Raw genomic sequence first — 17489 nt, forward strand, 5'->3', positions numbered from 1 at the left:
ACCGCGATGAGTGTGCTGCCGAGCCCGATCCCGCACCCGCTGGACCACGCACCCTGGGACGTGCCGGGCTGGATCTACGAGGCCCTCGACTGGGTGGTCGGTGTGCAGTGGCCGGAGGGCAACGAACGGGCCGTCTGGGACCTCGCCGACAGGTGGTACGCGGTTGCCGGCGTCCTCTCCGGCCCGTACACCGATGCCGCCACCGCCGCCGCCGAGGTGCGCGACGGGTACGGCGGCGTCGGGGCGGTCGACGCGGCCTTCGAGGCGGCCTGGCGGGGGATCGCCGAGGGGGCGGACGCCCCGTTGCCCGTGCTGCTCGCGGTCACCGCCGATCTGGGCCGGCTGGTCGAGGAGTGCGGCTGCGACATCGAGGGCGCCAAGCTGGAGGTCTGGATCGAGCTGGGCATCCTCGTCGTCGAGCTGCTCTCGGTGGCGGTCGCGGCGGTGCTCACCGCCGGTGCGGCAAGCCCGGCGGCCGGTGCGGCCATCACCGCGACCCGGCTGCTGGTCCAACAGATCTTCAAGCGGCTGATGGGCCAACTCGCGGGCAAATCCCTCAAACACGGCCTCAAGGAGGCCGGCGAGCGGGCGGCCAAGGAGGTCGCCCGGGATGGCGTGCGCGGTTTCACCAGGCGGGCCGCCCGGGAAGGGGTGGAGGAAGCCGCCGAGGAGGCCGGGGTCACCCTGGCCACCCAGGCGTACCAGAACTCCACCGGGCGGGCCCACGGCCTGGACCTGACCGACCTCGGCGCGTCGGCGGTCGGTGGCCTCGCCGGTGGGGCGGCGGCGCCGCTGGCCGGTCTGGGCCGGCGTGCGACCGGGCGGGTGGCGCGCGTCGGGGAGCACCTGGGGCGGGAGATGACCGGCGAGGTGCTCGCCGACAGCGCCGCGAGCCTGGCCACCGGTCAGGGCCTGACCTCCATGGAGGACGTGGCACGCGCCGCCGCGTCCGGTGCCACCGGTTCGGCCACCGGACAGACCGACCACGCGTTACGCGCCCGGCTCGACGCGCAGGCAAACGCCCTCACCGGGGCGTCTTTCACGGGCCCTTCCCTGCCTCCCGTGGCACCGGTCGCCGGCGATCCGTCCGCCTCGGGGGCGCTCCCTTCGGCCTCGGGGGCGCTCCCATCCGCATCGGGGGCGTTCCCGGCCGAGGCTTCGGCGGGTATGGCCGGGGCGGGCTCGTCCGCGGTGGGCGCGGGTGCGGCGGCTTCGAGTGGCCTGGCCTCGGCTCCGGGCGTTCCGGTGCAGGCGACGCCCTTCGCGGCCACGTCGTCACCGGATCCCGTGCTGCCGTCACGTGCCGACCCGCCGGGCGTGCCCGCGACTCAGGCGACGGCACTGCCGCCCGCCACCGCGTCCGACCTGCACGTCACGCCCGATGTGGACGGTGTCGACCGTTCGCCACGCCCGCCCGAGCCGATGTCGTCGGCGGACGGACCGCTCCTCCGGGAGGCCAGCGCCACACCCCCGCTCACGGCCGATCCGACGCCGCCGGCGGCGGCCACCGAGCCGAGGCCGTCCCCGGTGGCAGCCCCCGGGGTCTCGTCGTCGGTCGCTCCCGGGCTGCCGTCGGCGGTTGCTCCCGGGCTCTCACCGGTGGTCGCTCCCGTGCCGTCGGCGGTTGTTCCCGGGGTCTCGCCGGTGGCGGCTCCCGGGGTCCCGCCGGTGGTCGCTCCCGGGCTCTCGTCCGTGGCCGCACCCGTGGCCCCGACCTTCGGGCCGGCCGGCGGGTCGGCCACCGCGCCGGGCCACGTCGGCAACCCACCGCACACCACCGCCTCCGGCCCGGTCGCCTGGCCGCCGTCGACGGCCACGCCAGCGCCGCCGACCACCGCCGGCCCGACACCCCCGGTCACCGTCGCCATCCCCATGGCGGGACCAACGCACGCCCCGGCGCGGGAGCGGCGCGGGGTTGATCATCCGGCCCGGGGCACGGCGTCAGTTCCCGTCGACGTCGTGGCGTTCGGCGATCCGGTGACGTCCACGACCGAGACCATCGACTGGTACGCCGCGCAGTGGGCCGCCGAGGCGGAAGCCGCCGAGCGGCGGCGCTACCAGGGCCACTACCAGACGCAGCGGACCGGGTTCGAGCGCAATCGCCGCCAGGCCGAGGCCACCCGACTGCGCGCCCGGGCCGCCGAGCACGATCGCCGGGCCATCGAGTACGCCACCTACGCCCGCCAACTGCACCAGGCTGGTCACCGACAGTGGGCCGACGGCTGGCAGCGGGCCGCGAACGACGAGACACGCGCGTACGCCCAGTGGCGTGACCTGGCGGAGGCGGTGCTGGCCGGCACCACGGCGCCCCCGGTCGTGGACATCGAAGCGAACTCCTTCGAACACGCCAACAGGGACGTCGGCGCGCTCGCGCTCGGGGCGGTGGAGACCTCCGGTCCGTCCCGCCTCACCGGCGACGACATACCTCCGCCGATCGACGACTCGCGGCCGTACGGACGGCCAGGAGGACTGCGTCCGCCGCTCGCCCTGCACCAGGTCGACGTCGAACGGCAGATGCCCCGCGAGCCGGACGGCACCGTCACACGCACCGCCGACCCCCGCCGGGGCGGCTGGTTCCGGCTGCTGAACGACGGAGGTCCCACGGCCGACGCCACCCGGGGCATCAACTGCCTGGACTGCACGCTGTCGATGTTCGAAACCTGGGTGCACGGGCGGCCGCGGGTGTCGGCGCCGCGTACCTTCGACGGCTACCTGGACGGGGACATCAGGCGCCCGATCCGTGGCGAGGCAGGCGGCCCGGGCCGGGTCGAGGACGCGACGGGTGGGCGCTTCCAACAACTCCTCGCCCCACCATCCGGGCAACGACCAGACACCGAACAGGCGCGGCAGGCCGCCGACCGGGGCTACCGCAACCTGCACGACCAACTGTTGTTGGGCGGCCACGGCAGCTACGCGTTCCTGGTCACCGAGTGGCCGCACGGCGGTTCGCACGCGTGGGTGGCGCTCAACCAGAACGGCACGGTGCTCTACGTGGACCCGCAGAACGCGGTGGTCCGCGACCGGCCGCTGTATCCCGACGTCGTCGGCATCGACGCGCTGGTGCTCAGCGGTGACGGCCGGCCGATGCCGCTCGGCGGCCTACCCCGGGGCCGGTTCAGCGAGCGGCCCGACCTGCCCGACCACCCTTCGGCAGACGACGACGGCGGCCACGGTGACCCGTACATCAACCGGATGTATCTCCTGCTGGACGGCCCAGGTTCGGCGAGTGCCGGCGACGGTGGGTCGACCCGCATCGAGGCCGTCGAGGAGACCGTTGCGGTAGAGGGGGGTGACCGCGGCTGGCGGGCCGCCGCGCCCCTGTTACCCGCGGATGAATCTGGCCGCCAACTGGACCCGAGGGACTGCGAGTTTCTCGGCATCACACCCGATGCCGTGCTGGACTGGGCCGACAGGTCGGCGCCCCTTGGCGCTACCCGTGAACAGTTCGCACAGATGACGGCCGAGCTTTTCGACGCGTTGCGGGAGGATGGCTTGGACCTGTCAATTATCGACATTCGGCTTCAGGGCTCATCGGCTCACTTCTTCTCGGGTGCCCATAAGCAGATGCCGACGGAGTCCGATCTGGAAGACGATTCGGAGGCGTTGGCTCGTCTGAAGGGCTGGTCGCAGGGCGCCTCGCTTCCACTGCGTCGGCCGTTCGATTCGATGTACCGGCTGGGCCTGGAAGAGCCGAGCGACTATGACTTTCAGATTTCGTCGGATGAGATGGTCGAGCGGGCGCAACAACACGCGGCCGAGAAATATCCTGGGCTTCGTGTAGTCAACGCGAGGTACGGGTTCGTGACGAGAAAGGTGGCACGTGAGTGCTTTCCTCGCCTGTTTGCCTGGGCTGAGCGGCACACCGATGCTTTGGGCCGCGACGTGGTGCCAGCAATCTTCCCCGGTTCCGGCCCGCCGGATCGGGCCGGAACCGGGGTGTCGTCCCACTTCCGGGATTCGGACTGGATTGTTAGGAAAGTGAATGTCGGCTAGTTGGGTGGTTGCTCTGCACGGGCACGTGGACCGGAGTGTTCTGGGCCGTCTGCGGGCAGCGCTCGGTCTGAGTGCGGTGGGGCGTCTCGGCGACGACTGGGACGAGTTGTTCGGCGAGACCAACCGGACGATCGTGGGGGTACCGGCGACCGTCGAGCTCTGGCGCGACGTGGACAGCCAGGGATGGCGCCTTGACATCGAGCTCCTAGCAGATCCGGATGACTCGGACGTGCAGGATCTGCTGACTGCGGTCCGGGCGGAGGTTGAGGCGGCGGGCGTGCAGGTCGCTTCGATCGCTCGTCGCCGATAAATGGCAGGCTCGACGCAGTCGATTCGAATGTGCGCCCGGGATTGGTGGCCATCAGGTGGACCGCACGCTTACCTACTACGCGGTCTATCGGAGCGATGAGAACCGAGTGCCAGCGGGGCTGTTTGTGCTCGACGCGGGCAGAGGTGAGGCGCTGCTCTGGGACCACCGGTGCGGGTGGTGGGCCTACGACCCCAACCTGGTCGTGCGCTTCCTCGACGACTACCAGAATATCGACCGCTACGACAATGTCGACCGAGCCGAAGCCGAGCGGATCGCCCCGATCGTGACGGGATCACCGGGGCTGCCGGATGAGGCGGCCTTCCGCCTGATGCTCGTCAACGGCGCTGCCGGTCTTGATGTGGGGCGACCGGCGCAGTCCGGGGCTGCGGATCCGGCTGGAGATCGGTGAGGATGGTGAAGTACACGGGGCGTAGTGAGCCTTGGGACCTGCGGAGTTGATCGGCAAGAGGAGCGGTCAGTGATGACCGAAGGGTTGGACGCTCGGTTGGTACGGGCGCAGGAGTGTTACAACCTGGCGGTCTTCCTTCTTCGCTCGGGCCCGAGAGTTGGCCACCACAGCGGGGGATCAACTGACGCTGTCGTACGTACTGCGGCACCTCTGCTTCGGAGAGCGGGCCGCCGGTCGCGTCGACGCGGCGCGGGAGTTGCTGACCGAGTCGACCCGGCTGCGCCGGGACCTCGATTTCACTCCGGGAGTCGCGGCCAACCTGATTGGTCTGGCGGCCCTCTCGACCGACGACGGCGATCGGGAGACTGCCCGTGCGCTGCTCGACGAGGCGGCTGGGCTCGCGGCCGAAAGCGGCGCGCGTGGGGTTGCCAAGTGGATCGAAGAGGCCCGCGACGGTTTGGGCCTTACCTGACGGTGGGGTTGCCGCTGTCGTGCGAAGTGGACAGCGTCTGTGGAAGCTGACCGGGTCGAATAGCATCGACGGATGGCGAGTTCCGACCCGCAGAGCGGCAAGTCCAACCTCTGGGCCTGGCCGGTTGGCATCCTGATCGGCTTGGCGATCGGCATCCCCTCGTTCGGCTCGACCGGGGGCGTGGCCTTCGGAGTGGCCCTCGGCATAGCCTTCGCGATCGCTTTCGGCGCGACGAAGGGGCGAACCGACGACGACCCTGCGAAGGGTGGCCCGGACGGTGGTGCCGCCGCCGGGGACGGCGCCGAAGGTCCCCGACGAGGGTGATCGACTCGGGTTCGGTGATGTCGGGGCATTCGCCGCGCCGGGACAGCCCGACATCAATGACGTCGAGTGGATCATCGCCGACGCCGACGCCGACGCCGACGCCGACGCCGACGCCGACACCGACGCCAGTTGCCGCGGCCACGACGGCTGCGGTGGGTGACTCGGTGGGGCCGGGCAGTGTTGCCGAGGCGGTGGCCGTACAGGAGCAGTTGCGGCCGTTGGTCGACCTGGTCGGGCCGGGGCCGAGCGCGCCGGAGACGGTGGCCGGCCTGGACGTCGCGTACTCGCAGGGCGGTGACCTGCTGGCGGCGGCCGTGACGGTGCTGGATGCCCGGACGTTGGTGGTGGTGGACTCGGCGGTAAGTGTGGGGCGGCCGGCGTTCGGCTATGTGCCCGGGCTGTTCGCCTTCCGTGAGTTGCCGGCGCTGCTCAGCGCGCTGGACCGCCTGGCCACGGTCCCGGATCTGCTGGTGTGCGACGGGCACGGGCTGGCGCACCCGCGTCGGTTCGGGCTCGCCTGCCACCTCGGGGTGGTCACCGGTCTGCCGGCGATCGGGGTGGGCAAGACGCCGCTGATCGGGACGTGGGATCCGCCGGCCACCGAGCGGGGTGCCTGGTCGCCGTTGCGGGACGGCGGTGACGTCGTCGGCCGGGTGCTTCGGACCCGGGACGGCGTGAAGCCAGTCTTCGTCAGCGTCGGCCATCGGATGAGCCTGGAGAACGCGACCGCGCAGGTGCTCGCGCTGACCCCGCGGTTCCGACTACCGGAGAGCACCCGCACCGCCGACCGACTCTGCCGCGACGCCCTCGCCCGCGCCGAGCACCCGCACTGACCGCCGGGGACACCCCACCTGCCCGGACCGAGAGCCCCCGACTGCCCGGACCTGGCTCACCGCCCGGACCTGGCTCACCGCCCGGACCTGGCTCACCGCCCGGACCTGGCCCAACGCCTGGACCCGGCCACCTGCCCGGACCCGGCCCCCCACCTGCTCGCGCCGTGAGAGATCGACTCGGGTTCGGCGAGGTCGGGGCATCCGAGGCGGTGGGATAGCCCGATTCCAAGAAAGTAGAGTGGATCATGGCTGGCCGGGCGCTGCGCTCACGTCGAGTGGATCATGGTCAGGACGGCGTCTTGCCTCGACCGGAATCGCACCAGGAGCAGGTCGGCGGGCCGGGTCGCAAACCGTAACGCGGCACACATCCGGGCCGCTCTATGACCGGCGGGGTGGAGGGGGCGGTAGTAGCCTGACCCGCGGACCCCACCCGGGGAGAACGGCGAGGTGATCATGACGGTGCGTCGACGCGCGGCTCGGCTCGCGGCGGTCTGCGGTCTGGTGGGCGGCCTGGTGATGCTCGGCGCGTCGCCCGCGCTTGCCGACGACGACTCGGTCCGGGTGGGTGCGGCCAGCAGCTTCGCCGCCGGTGGTTCCGCGCAGGGGGTGAACGTGGCGGTGCGAAAGCGCACCGAGGGCTGCGTCCTGCTGCGTACCGCGCTGGTTCTCAGCCTTGAGGGTCTCCAGCCGAGCCAGGCGAAGGTCGAGGTCAACGCGGGTGGGCAATGGTTCCCCGTGGCCCTGGCCGGCGGTGGCGGCAACGTGGGGACCGCCCAGACGTCGCCGTTGAAGCCGACCCTGTGCAAGGGCAAGGGCATCACCGTGCGGTACCGGGTCACCTTCGGTGCGGACGCCCCGGGCGGCCGGCTCGTGGTGACCGGCGCGGGTGTCAGCGCGGCCGGTCAGGAGGTCGGCCGGGGCAGCGACACGGCGCGGGTGACAGGTGCGCGGGTTACCCCGTCGCCGACGCCGTCGAAGAAGGCGTCGCCCACCCCGAGTCCGACCGAGGTCGCGACAGTCGACGACGCCGTGACTCCGGCGGCGCTCGGCGACGTGTCCGGCACGCCGCAGGCCTCGACGGACGCCGCGGCCTCGTCCGGTGGCACATCGCCGGTGATGATCTTCGGCATCGTCATGGTGGCGGTCGGGTTGCTGCTCATCGTGCTGCTGTTCCGTCGCTCGCGCCAGGATCGCCGGCCGTCCGACGATCCGACCGGCACGCTGCCGGGCAACCCCGGCGGCACCACCTACCGGGCCGGCGGCGGGCCACCGGCCGCGCCCGGTCGCCCAGGCCAGGTGTACGGCCAGCAGCCGCCGTCCGCCAGTCCCGGTCCCATGCCGCCCCCGCACCCTGCCGCCGGTCCAGGTGCCGCGCCGCCGCCCCCGTACCCGCCTGCCGGTCCGGGCGCCGCGCCGTCCCCGTACCCGCCTGCCGGTCCGGGCGTCATGCCGTCCCCGTACCCGGGTGCGGTGCCGCCCCCGTCCCCGCCTGCCGGTCCGGGTGCCGTGCCGTCCCCGCGCCCGGCCGCCGGTGGCGTCTACGGCGCCCGACCCGCAGCCGGTGCGCCCCCGGAGGCGACGCAGCCGATGCCGGAAGCGCCGGAATCGCGACCGCTGCCCGGGGATCCGCCCCCCGACGATGGCGGGCGCACCGTGATCATGCCCCGGCTCCCCGGCTGAGCGGGGCTCGGCCCGGACCCTCCGTTACGCTCAGGCTCGGTGTCTACCTGCGGCGAAGGAGTGGAACACGTGTCTGATCTGTCCCAGATTGTGAAGGCTTATGACGTCCGAGGGACGGTGCCGGACCAGTGGGACGAAAGGGCCGCCGAGGCGCTGGGAGCCGCGTTCACCCAGCTGCTCAACTCCACCGAGGAGCCGGGTGACGCGGTGGTCGTCGGGTATGACATGCGCGCCACCTCGCCCGGTCTGGCTGCCGCGTTCGCCGCCGGCGTACGGGCCGAGGGTCGCTCGGTCATCGAGATCGGGCTCGCCTCCACCGATCTGCTCTACTTCGCGTCCGGCTCGCTCGACCTGCCCGGCGCGATGTTCACCGCCAGTCACAACCCTGCCCAGTACAACGGCATCAAGATGTGCCGCTCCGGCGCTCGCCCGATCGGCCAGGAGAGCGGTCTGGCGGAGATCCGGGAACGGGCCCAGGCGCTGCTGGACTCGGGCGAAGCCCGTCCGGCCGGTGCGCCGACCCGGCCGGCGGAGCGGCGTGACCTGCTTCCCGACTATGCCGGCTACCTGCGCAAGCTTGTCGACCTCTCGGGCATCCGGCCGTTGAAGGTCGTCGTCGACGCCGGCAACGGGATGGGCGGCTTCACCGTCCCCACCGTGCTGGGCGACACCGTCCTGTCGCCGCTGCCGTTGGAGATCGTGCCGCTCTACTTCGAGCTGGACGGCACCTTCCCCAATCACGAGGCCAACCCACTGGATCCGGCGAACCTGGTCGACCTCCAGCGCGCGGTGGTGGAGCACGGGGCGGACATCGGGCTGGCCTTCGACGGCGACGCCGACAGGTGCTTCGTGGTGGACGAGCGTGGCGAGCCGGTCTCACCGTCGGCGATCACCGCCCTCGTGGCCGCGCGCGAGTTGGCCAAGCACCCCGGTTCCACGGTGATCCACGGCCTGATCACCTCCAGCGCGGTCGCGGAGATCATTCGCGAGCACGGTGGGAAGCCTGTCGTCGCCCGGGTCGGGCACTCCTTCATCAAGGCGGAGATGGCCCGGACCAATGCCGTCTTCGGCGGCGAGCACTCCGCGCACTACTACTTCCGGGACTTCTGGTTCGCCGACACCGGGATGCTCGCGGCGATGCACACCCTGGCCGCGCTTGGCGAGCAGTCGCTGCCGCTGTCCGTGCTGGCCGGGGAGTACGAGCGGTACATCGCCTCCGGCGAGATCAACTCGACGGTGGCCGACCAGGCGGCGGCGGTGGCCGAGGTGCGGGCCGCGTACCCCGACGCGGTGGCCGACGAGATGGACGGGCTCACCCTGCGGTTCCCCGACGGCGCGTGGTTCAACCTGCGCGCCTCCAACACGGAGCCGCTGCTGCGGCTCAACGTCGAGGCGCCCACCCGCGAGCGGATGGTCTCGCTCCGGGACGACGTGCTCGACCGCGTTCGCCGATAAGATCGCCTGCGCCGGTCGGCACCGCCGCCGGTAAGCCGCACACGTGGAAGGAGCCGTGCCATGGCCCTGGATCCGCAGTTGCTCGAGATTCTTGCCTGTCCGGACACGCACCACGCCCCGCTCACCTACGACGCCGAAGCGCAGACGCTTACCTGCACGGAGTGTGGCCGGATCTTCGAGGTCCGCGACGACGTGCCGGTGCTGCTGCTCGACGAGGCGCGCGGCGGCCCTGGGCAGTCCTCATGATCGACGGTACGGCCGGGGTCAGCGGTCGTCGCGATGCCGACGAGGCCCTGCTCGACAACCCGGAGGCGCTGGCCGAGCGCGACCCGGGCGGCATGCTCCGGCACACGGCGTCGGCCGGTGCGCAGGTGCGCGAGAGCGCCGCACTGGCGGCCGAGGCGAACCTGGCGGTCCTCGCCGACGACGGGCGCCCCCGTGCCGTCGTGATCGCCGGCATCGGCACCGCGGGGCGTACCGGGGATGTGCTGGCCACGGTCGCTGGCCCGCGTTGCCCGGTCCCGATCATCGGGCACCGCAGCGCGGGCGTACCCGGCTGGGTGGGCGCGGCGGACGTGGTGATCGCGGTGAGCGCGTCCGGTCGTAGCCCGGAGGCGCTGGGTGCCGCCGAGGCGGCGCACCGGCGGGGCGCCCGGCTGGTCGCCGTGGGCGCCCCCGACTCGCAGTTGCAGTCGATCGCCGAGCAGGCCCGGGCGCCGTTCATTCCGGTGCCCCGGCGTGCCCCGGCCCGAGCCAGCCTCTGGGCGCTCACCGTGCCGGTCCTGCTCGCGGCCCGTTCGCTCGGGCTCGTGAAGGTCAACGAGGCCGATCTGGCCGAGACCGCGGCCCGGCTCGACGCGGACGCCGACCGCTGCCGCTCCGCCGCGGAGTCCTTCGTCAACCCGGCGAAGTCGCTGGCCCTGGGCCTGGCCGGCTCGATCCCGATCGTCTGGGGTTCGTCCCCGCTGGCCACCGTGGCCGCCCGCCGGTTCGGCGACACCCTGTCGGCAAACGCCCGCTACCCGGTGGTCACCGGGGCGCTCGGCGAGGCCGGGCGGGGTCGCGTCGGGCTGCTCGACGGCGTCTTCGGCGGCCTGGCCGAGGGGGAGCGGGACATCTTCGCCGACCCGGCCGACGACGACGACGGCGATGGCACCCGGCTGCGGCTGGTGCTGCTGCGCGACGGCGGGCTCAACGCCGAGGACGACACCGACGAGCCGCTGGCCGTCGAGGAGCGCCGTGCGGACGCGGTGCAGACCCTCGCCGAGCGCCGTGGCGTGCGGTGCGACGTGGTGACCGCCGAGGGGGGCTCCGCCCTGGAGCGGCTGGCCTCGCTGATCGCGGTCCCGGATTTCGCCTCGATCTACCTTGCCCTGGCCCACGGGTTGGACCCGATGGCCGTTCCGGCCATCACCGAGATGAAGGAGCTGTCGAACCAGTGAACGACCGTAGGGCGGCGCGGCATGCGCGGACCGGTTGGCTTCGTGCGGCGAAGCGGAGCGGTGGCGTGAGCGAGCGCAGCGAGCGAACCAGGTGGCTCAGCAGCGGGGCGTCTCGGGTCGCCACGACGCGAAGCGGAGCGGTGGCATGAGCGCCAACGGTGGGACGAAGGCGATTGTCGCCGCCCTGCTGGCCAACATCGGCATCGCCGTCACCAAGTTCGTCGCGTTCCTGCTCTCCGGGTCGTCGTCGATGCTGGCCGAGGCGGTCCACTCGGTCGCCGACTCCGGCAACCAGGGCCTGCTGCTGCTCGGCGGCAAGCGGGCGAAGCGGGCGGCCACCCCGGAACACCCGTTCGGGTACGGCCGGGAGCGCTACATCTACGCGTTCATCGTGTCCATCGTGCTGTTCAGCATCGGTGGCCTGTTCGCGCTCTACGAGGCGTACCACAAGTGGCACGACGGGGGCGCCATCGAATCCTGGCACTGGCTGCCGGTGGTCGTGCTGGTGTCGGCGATCATCATGGAGTCGTTCTCCTTCCGGACCGCCATCAAGGAGTCCAACCACATCCGGGGCAACCAGTCCTGGGTGCGTTTCATCCGACGCGCCAAGGCGCCGGAGCTGCCGGTCGTGCTCCTGGAGGACTTCGGCGCGCTCGTCGGTCTGGTGTTCGCCCTGTTCGGTGTCAGCATGACGCTGATCACCGGCAACGGTGTGTGGGACGCCGCCGGCACCGCGATGATCGGCATCCTGCTTGTCGTCATCGCCGTGGTGCTGGCCATCGAGACGAAGAGCCTGCTGCTCGGTGAGGGCGCCGAGGCGTCCGAACTGGCCACCATCGAGCGGGCCGTCACCGACGGCCCCGAGGTGGAGCGGATCATCCACATGAAGACGCTCTACCTGGGCCCGGAAGAGCTGATGGTGGCCGCCAAGATCGCCGTTCCGGAGTGGGAGAGCGCCCACGACCTGGCCCGTGGCATCAACGCCGTCGAGGCGCGGATCCGTGCCGCGGTGCCGATCGCCCGGGTGATCTACCTGGAGCCGGACGTCTACAGCGCCGCCGCCGCCGAGGCCGGCACCGGCGCGGCCGCCGACACCGCCGTGCCGCAGGACGCGTCGGGCGAGGCGGCCGAGGCGACCGGGCGGCCCGGGGGCTGACCTGTGGAGCCACTCTACGGACCGATCCGCGACTACGCCTGGGGCTCCCGCTCGGCCATCGCCCTCCTGCAGGGTCGGGTGGTGCCCAGCGCGGGGCCCGAGGCCGAGTTGTGGTTGGGCGCCCACCCGGGCGCCCCGGCCAACGTGGACCGTGCCGGCGAGCGGGTGAGCCTCTGCGACCTGGTGCGGGACGAGCCGGGGCAGTGGCTCGGTCAGCGGGTGTCCGAGCGGTTCGGCAGCCGGCTGCCGTTCCTGCTCAAGGTGCTCGCGGCCGACGCTCCGCTGAGCCTGCAGGCCCACCCGGACGCCGAACAGGCGCGGGCGGGCTACGCGGCGGAGGCCGGGCTTCCCGAGGGGCAGCGCACCTATTCCGACCCGCACCACAAGCCGGAACTGCTGGTCGCGCTCACTCCGTTCGAGGCCTTGTGCGGTTTTCGGGATCCGGCGGAGTCGGCCGAGGCGCTCGCCGCGTTCGGCGTACCGGAGTTGGCGCCGGTTGTCGCCGCGTTGCGGGCCGGGCCGGCGGGACTGCGCACGGCGGTGCGGACGCTGCTCGGCTGGCCGGTCGCCGAGCGCGACGGGTTGCTGGGTGGCGTTCTGGCGGCCTCGGTCGACACCCCGGACGCGGAGTTGGCCCACCGACTGGCCAAGGCGTACCCGGCGGATCCGGGCGTGCTGGTGGCGTTGCTGCTGCACCACGTCCGGCTGGTGCCGGGGGAGGCGATCTGGATGCCCGCCGGCAACCTGCACGCCTACCTGAGCGGCTGTGGCGTGGAGATCATGGCGGCCAGTGACAACGTGCTGCGGGGTGGGCTGACCCCGAAGCGGGTGGACGTCGACGAGTTGCTGCGGGTGCTGCGCTTCGAGGTGCTCGACGCGCCGGTGCGAGCCGCACTGCCGGTGGGCCCGGGTGTGGACTGCTGGCCGGTGCCGGTGGACGATTTCGCGCTGCACCGGGTGCGGGTGGGCGCGGAGGTGCCCTCGGTCACGCTGCCGTTGCCCGGCCCCCGGGTGGTGCTCTGCGCCGGTGGCGCGGTCACCGTGGACGACGGCGCCGGTGCGGTGACGCTGGCGTCCGGTGAGGCGGCGATCGGCACCGCGGCCGGCGAGCCGCTGCGGATCAGTGGCGACGGCGAGGCGTACGTGGCGACCTCCGGATTGCGGTGACAGGCGCCCGCCATCGACGACACAAGTCCGACTTTTCCGGAATAGCTTGACGAAGAGTTGCCCGAGTGTGACTCTATGAGTACGCAGCGTTATCGCGACGACGGTCCGAGAACGTGCGGGGAACCAAACCGGGGGGATGCACGGGGCGGGCGGGACGTGGGCGGGAAAGTCCGTTCACCACCGACCGCCCCGTGCGCTGTCTGCCGACCGTGCCGGACACGTGTCCGAGGCGCGCGTAAGGTGGAGGGTCGGCGCAGACATCGTTCGACAGGAGCTTTCATGACCAGCACCCTCCCGGCGTCCCCCAGCGGTACGCCGTCCGAGGCCCGGCCGAGCACCCTCGCCGAAGGCGACTTCAAGGTGGCGGATCTGTCGCTCGCCGAGTTCGGGCGCAAGGAGATCCAGCTCGCCGAGCACGAGATGCCCGGCCTGATGGCGATTCGCCGGGAGTTCGCCGAGGCGCAGCCGCTGGCCGGCGCGCGGGTGACCGGCTCGCTGCACATGACCATCCAGACCGCCGTCCTGATCGAGACGCTGGTCGCCCTCGGCGCGCAGGTGCGCTGGGCGTCCTGCAACATCTTCTCCACCCAGGACCACGCCGCCGCGGCGATCGTCGTCGGCCCGAACGGCACCCCCGACGCCCCCGCCGGCGTCCCGGTCTACGCCTGGAAGGGCGAGACCCTCCCGGAATACTGGTGGTGCACCGAGCAGGTGCTCGCCTGGCCGGACGGGCAGGGCCCCAACATGATCCTCGACGACGGCGGCGACGCCACCCTGCTCGTGCACAAGGGCGCCGAGTTCGAGAAGGCCGGGGCGGTCCCGGCGGTCGAGTCCGCCGACTCCGAGGAGTACGCGGTCATCCTGGAGGTGCTGCACCGCTCGCTCGCCGAGGACGGCCAGCGCTGGACCCGGATCGCCGCCGGCATCAAGGGCGTGACCGAGGAGACCACCACCGGTGTGCACCGGCTCTACGAGATGCACCGCGCGGGCACCCTGCTCTTCCCGGCCATCAACGTCAACGACTCGGTGACCAAGAGCAAGTTCGACAACAAGTACGGCTGCCGGCACTCGCTCATCGACGGCATCAACCGGGCCACCGACGTGCTGATCGGCGGCAAGATGGCAGTGGTGATGGGCTACGGCGACGTGGGCAAGGGGTGCGCCGAGTCGCTGCGCGGCCAGGGTGCCCGGGTCGTGGTGACCGAGGTCGACCCGATCTGCGCGCTGCAGGCCGCGATGGACGGCTACCAGGTCGCCACCCTGGACGACGTCGTCGAGCAGGCGGACATCTTCATCACCGCCACCGGTTGCTTCGACGTCATCACCAACGAGCACATGGCCCGGATGAAGCACCAGGCCATCGTCGGCAACATCGGCCACTTCGACAACGAGATCGACATGGCCGGTCTGGCCAAGCGTTCCGACGTCGAGCGGGTCAACATCAAGCCGCAGGTCGACCTGTGGCGCTTCGCCGACGGGCACGCCATCATCGTGCTCTCCGAGGGCCGCCTGCTCAACCTGGGCAACGCGACCGGGCACCCGAGCTTCGTGATGTCGAACTCGTTCGCCAACCAGACGATCGCCCAGATCGAGCTGTTCACCAAGACCGAGGAGTACCCGATCGGCGTCTACGTGCTGCCCAAGCACCTGGACGAGAAGGTGGCCCGGCTGCACCTGGGCGCGCTCGGCGCCAAGCTGAGCACGCTGACCAAGGAGCAGGCCGCGTACCTGGGTGTTTCGACCGAGGGTCCGTTCAAGCCGGATCACTACCGCTACTGATCGACGCTCCACAACGACCGGGTCGGCTGTTCGCAGCCGGCCCGGTTCGTCGTCTCCGGCCGGCCTTGGCGGGGTCAGCCCGAGCGGGAGTCGCGGCGGGTGGGGCGGAACCACGTCCAGACGCACCACACCAGCCACGCGAGCGACACGACAGTGGCAAGCGCCCGCAGTCGCAACGCGCTGAGCAGCAGCACCACGGCCAGCACCGCCAGCCACGGCAGGAATCCCTTCACGGCGGGCATCCTTCCACAGCCGAACGGTGGCGTCCCGACGCCGGTCGGACGAGTCGCGAGCGCTGGGCCGAGTGAGCTTGTCGTGAACGACTTGACGAGGCTCCCGGGCAGGGAGCAAGGTATGCCTGCCCTAAGTCAGTTGAGGCGTACCTAACGAACTCGGAGCCCGGATGTTCGCCACCTACCTGATCGGCCTGCGGGAGGGTCTGGAAGCCACCCTGGTGGTCAGCATCCTGGTCGCCTTCCTGCTGAAGTCGCAGCGCCGGGACCGGTTGCCGCAGGTCTGGGCGGGCGTCGGCCTGGCCGTGGCCCTGTCGGTGCTCTTCGGCTGGCTGATCGAGTACACGTCGACCTCGTTGTTCTCCCGCTACGAGGACCGCGAGTTGTTCGAGGCGATCACCTCCGTCGCCGCCGTGGTCTTCGTCACCTGGATGATCTTCTGGATGCGCCGGGCGGCCCGGACCATCGCCGGGGAACTGCGGGGGAAGCTGACCGAGGCGCTCGCCGTCGGCTCGTTCGCGGTCGCCGGCATGGCCTTCCTCGCGGTGATCCGGGAGGGCCTGGAAACCACGCTGATCTTCTACTCGGCCGCCCAGGGTGCGGCCGGTGACAGCGGGCCGCTGCTCGCCCTGATCGGCGGCATCGGCACCGCCGTGGTGCTCGGCGTGCTGCTCTCCGCCAGCGCCCTGCGGATCAACCTGGGCACGTTCTTCACCTGGACCGGCGCGCTGCTGATCCTGGTGGCCGCCGGCATCCTGAAGTACGGCGTACACGACTTCCAGGAGGCCGGTGTCCTGCCCGGCCTGAACGACCTGGCCTTCGACATCACCGGCACGCTCGACCCGACCACCTGGTACGCGGCCCTGCTCGCCGGCATGTTCAACGTGACGCCCGCGCCCACCGTGCTGGAGACGATCGCCTGGATCGGGTACGCCGTGCCGGTCCTCCTGCTCTTCCTGCGGCCGGCCCGCCGCACGCCGGCACCCGCCGCGAAAACCACAGTCACCGAGCGCGGAGCCGACACCGGCGCCGAGGCCGAGGTCGCGGCGGCAACCACGCCGCAGCGTGCCTGACCCCACGAGGAGAGACAGCTCAGATGCGTACCACCCGATTTTTCGCGCTGGCCGCCGTCGGCGTGCTGGCGACGGCCGGTGTGACCGCCTGCTCCGGCGCCGACAAGGACGCCCCGGCCGCGGCCGGCGGTCCGATCGCGGTCAAGGCGACGGACACCGCCTGTGAGGTCGGCACCACGGATGTGGCTGCCGGCACCGCCACCTTCAAGATCACCAACTCCGGCGCCAAGGTGACCGAGTTCTACGTGTACGCCGACGGTGACCGCGTCATGGGCGAGGTGGAGAACATCGCCCCGGGACTGAGCCGTGAGCTGCACGTGGAGTTGCCGGCCGGCACCTACCAGACGGCCTGCAAGCCCGGGATGAGCGGCAAGGGCATCCGGGGCGCGCTCAAGGTCAACGGGTCGGCGCAGCCGCTCACCGCCGACGCCGCCCTGGCCGGCGCGGCCGAGAACTACAAGCGCTACGTCAAGAGCCAGACCGACGCGCTGCTGGACAAGACCGAGGAGTTCGTCACCGCGGTCAAGGCCGGCGACGTGGCGAAGTCCAAGGCGCTCTACCCGGTCGCCCGCACCTACTGGGAGCGGATCGAGCCGGTGGCCGAGATCTTCGGCGACCTCGACCCCAAGATCGATGGCCGCGAGGAGGTCATCGAGGAGGGGATGGAGTTCACCGGCTTCCACCGGATCGAGAAGGACCTCTGGCAGTCGGGCGACATCAGCAAGGACGGTCCGATCGCCGACCGCCTGCTGGTGGACGTCAAGGAGATCGTGACCAAGGCCAACGCCGAGACGCTCTCCCCGCTCCAACTCGCCAACGGTGCCAAGGAACTGCTCGACGAGGTGGCCAGCGGCAAGATCACCGGCGAGGAGGACCGCTACTCGCACACCGACCTGTGGGACTTCGCCGCCAACCTCGAAGGTTCCAAGGCGGCCGTGTCCGCCCTCCGCCCGGCCCTGCAGCAGCGCTCGCCGGAGCTGGTCACGCAGTTGGACACCGAGTTCGCGAACGTCGAGGCGCTGCTCGGCAAGCACCGCGACGGCGACGGGTGGAAGCTGCACACCGCACTGAGCAAGGCCGAGCTCAAGGATCTCTCCGACGGGATCAACGCGCTCGCCGAGCCGATCAGCAAGGTCGCCGCAGCCGTCGCCAAGTGACCGGGA

At 71.6% G+C, this 17489-nt stretch carries 16 protein-coding genes; 15 read left to right on the forward strand and 1 reads right to left on the reverse strand.

Annotation, left to right across the window (positions count from 1 at the left end; all coding sequences use genetic code 11):
• The first annotated feature begins 6 nt into the window (after window positions 1-6).
• From ACGFH8_RS13015 to ahcY, 13 genes are all read left to right on the forward strand, one after another.
• Window positions 7-3993: a toxin glutamine deamidase domain-containing protein gene (locus ACGFH8_RS13015; RefSeq protein ID WP_393366662.1), complete on the forward strand. Its 3987-nt coding sequence runs from the start codon at window positions 7-9 to the stop codon at window positions 3991-3993.
• A gap of 4 nt (window positions 3994-3997) precedes the next feature.
• The gene (locus tag ACGFH8_RS13020; protein WP_393366664.1) at window positions 3998-4303 is read left to right on the forward strand and encodes a hypothetical protein; all 306 of its coding nucleotides are present in this window, start codon (window positions 3998-4000) and stop codon (window positions 4301-4303) included.
• A 55-nt stretch (window positions 4304-4358) separates the two neighbouring features.
• Window positions 4359-4712 (forward strand): hypothetical protein, encoded by a 354-nt coding sequence (locus ACGFH8_RS13025; protein ID WP_393366665.1) that lies wholly within the window; start codon window positions 4359-4361, stop codon window positions 4710-4712.
• 157 nt (window positions 4713-4869) lie between these two features.
• Window positions 4870-5184 carry a hypothetical protein gene (locus ACGFH8_RS13030; RefSeq protein ID WP_393366666.1) on the forward strand — a complete coding sequence of 105 codons (315 nt, stop codon included), beginning with the start codon at window positions 4870-4872 and terminating at the stop codon, window positions 5182-5184.
• Between the two features lie 265 nt (window positions 5185-5449).
• On the forward strand, window positions 5450-5668 hold the full coding sequence (locus ACGFH8_RS13035) for a hypothetical protein (RefSeq protein WP_393366667.1): 219 nt from the start codon (window positions 5450-5452) through the stop codon (window positions 5666-5668).
• The gene (locus ACGFH8_RS13040; RefSeq protein WP_393366669.1) at window positions 5661-6341 is read left to right on the forward strand and encodes an endonuclease V; all 681 of its coding nucleotides are present in this window, start codon (window positions 5661-5663) and stop codon (window positions 6339-6341) included. The genes ACGFH8_RS13035 and ACGFH8_RS13040 overlap by 8 nt, the downstream gene beginning before the upstream one ends.
• Before the next feature lie 453 nt (window positions 6342-6794).
• Complete coding sequence (locus ACGFH8_RS13045) at window positions 6795-8021, forward strand: hypothetical protein (protein ID WP_393366670.1); 1227 nt, start codon at window positions 6795-6797, stop codon at window positions 8019-8021.
• A 69-nt stretch (window positions 8022-8090) separates the two neighbouring features.
• The gene (locus ACGFH8_RS13050) at window positions 8091-9476 is read left to right on the forward strand and encodes a phosphomannomutase/phosphoglucomutase (protein WP_393366671.1); all 1386 of its coding nucleotides are present in this window, start codon (window positions 8091-8093) and stop codon (window positions 9474-9476) included.
• A gap of 60 nt (window positions 9477-9536) precedes the next feature.
• Window positions 9537-9722, forward strand: coding sequence for a Trm112 family protein (locus ACGFH8_RS13055; RefSeq protein WP_091394023.1), 186 nt, complete (start codon window positions 9537-9539; stop codon window positions 9720-9722).
• Window positions 9719-10918 carry an SIS domain-containing protein gene (locus ACGFH8_RS13060; RefSeq protein ID WP_393366673.1) on the forward strand — a complete coding sequence of 400 codons (1200 nt, stop codon included), beginning with the start codon at window positions 9719-9721 and terminating at the stop codon, window positions 10916-10918. The genes ACGFH8_RS13055 and ACGFH8_RS13060 overlap by 4 nt, the downstream gene beginning before the upstream one ends.
• A gap of 145 nt (window positions 10919-11063) precedes the next feature.
• A complete protein-coding gene (locus ACGFH8_RS13065; protein WP_393366674.1) occupies window positions 11064-12074 on the forward strand; it encodes a cation diffusion facilitator family transporter in 1011 nt (336 codons plus the stop codon).
• A gap of 3 nt (window positions 12075-12077) precedes the next feature.
• Window positions 12078-13241 (forward strand): mannose-6-phosphate isomerase, class I, encoded by a 1164-nt coding sequence (gene manA / locus ACGFH8_RS13070; protein WP_393366676.1) that lies wholly within the window; start codon window positions 12078-12080, stop codon window positions 13239-13241.
• A 279-nt stretch (window positions 13242-13520) separates the two neighbouring features.
• The gene (ahcY, locus tag ACGFH8_RS13075; protein WP_393366678.1) at window positions 13521-15020 is read left to right on the forward strand and encodes an adenosylhomocysteinase; all 1500 of its coding nucleotides are present in this window, start codon (window positions 13521-13523) and stop codon (window positions 15018-15020) included.
• A 74-nt stretch (window positions 15021-15094) separates the two neighbouring features.
• On the opposite strand, the gene ACGFH8_RS13080 is transcribed toward ahcY, so the two are convergent.
• A complete protein-coding gene (locus tag ACGFH8_RS13080; protein WP_393366679.1) occupies window positions 15095-15253 on the reverse strand; it encodes a hypothetical protein in 159 nt (52 codons plus the stop codon).
• A 170-nt stretch (window positions 15254-15423) separates the two neighbouring features.
• Between ACGFH8_RS13080 and efeU the strand changes: the two genes are divergently transcribed.
• Together efeU and efeO are read left to right on the forward strand one after the other, a co-directional pair.
• The gene (gene efeU, locus ACGFH8_RS13085; RefSeq protein WP_393366681.1) at window positions 15424-16326 is read left to right on the forward strand and encodes an iron uptake transporter permease EfeU; all 903 of its coding nucleotides are present in this window, start codon (window positions 15424-15426) and stop codon (window positions 16324-16326) included.
• A gap of 23 nt (window positions 16327-16349) precedes the next feature.
• Entirely contained in the window at window positions 16350-17483 is a 1134-nt protein-coding gene (gene efeO / locus ACGFH8_RS13090; protein WP_393366683.1) for an iron uptake system protein EfeO, read from the forward strand.
• Window positions 17484-17489: the final 6 nt, after the last annotated feature.

Origin of the sequence: Micromonospora sp. NPDC049175 (assembly GCF_043197345.1) — a bacterium.
Lineage (GTDB): Bacteria > Actinomycetota > Actinomycetes > Mycobacteriales > Micromonosporaceae > Micromonospora.

Excerpts from the sequence above, each read along its gene's own strand:
- ACGFH8_RS13065 (WP_393366674.1), top strand. The coding sequence starts at position 11,064 with ATGAGCGCCAACGGTGGGACGAAGGCGATTGTCGCCGCCCTGCTGGCC.
- efeU (WP_393366681.1), top strand. The coding sequence starts at position 15,424 with ATGTTCGCCACCTACCTGATCGGCCTGCGGGAGGGTCTGGAAGCCACC.
- ahcY (WP_393366678.1), top strand. The coding sequence starts at position 13,521 with ATGACCAGCACCCTCCCGGCGTCCCCCAGCGGTACGCCGTCCGAGGCC.
- ACGFH8_RS13060 (WP_393366673.1), top strand. The coding sequence starts at position 9,719 with ATGATCGACGGTACGGCCGGGGTCAGCGGTCGTCGCGATGCCGACGAG.
- ACGFH8_RS13055 (WP_091394023.1), top strand. The coding sequence starts at position 9,537 with ATGGCCCTGGATCCGCAGTTGCTCGAGATTCTTGCCTGTCCGGACACG.
- efeO (WP_393366683.1), top strand. The coding sequence starts at position 16,350 with ATGCGTACCACCCGATTTTTCGCGCTGGCCGCCGTCGGCGTGCTGGCG.
- ACGFH8_RS13045 (WP_393366670.1), top strand. The coding sequence starts at position 6,795 with ATGACGGTGCGTCGACGCGCGGCTCGGCTCGCGGCGGTCTGCGGTCTG.
- ACGFH8_RS13015 (WP_393366662.1), top strand. The coding sequence starts at position 7 with ATGAGTGTGCTGCCGAGCCCGATCCCGCACCCGCTGGACCACGCACCC.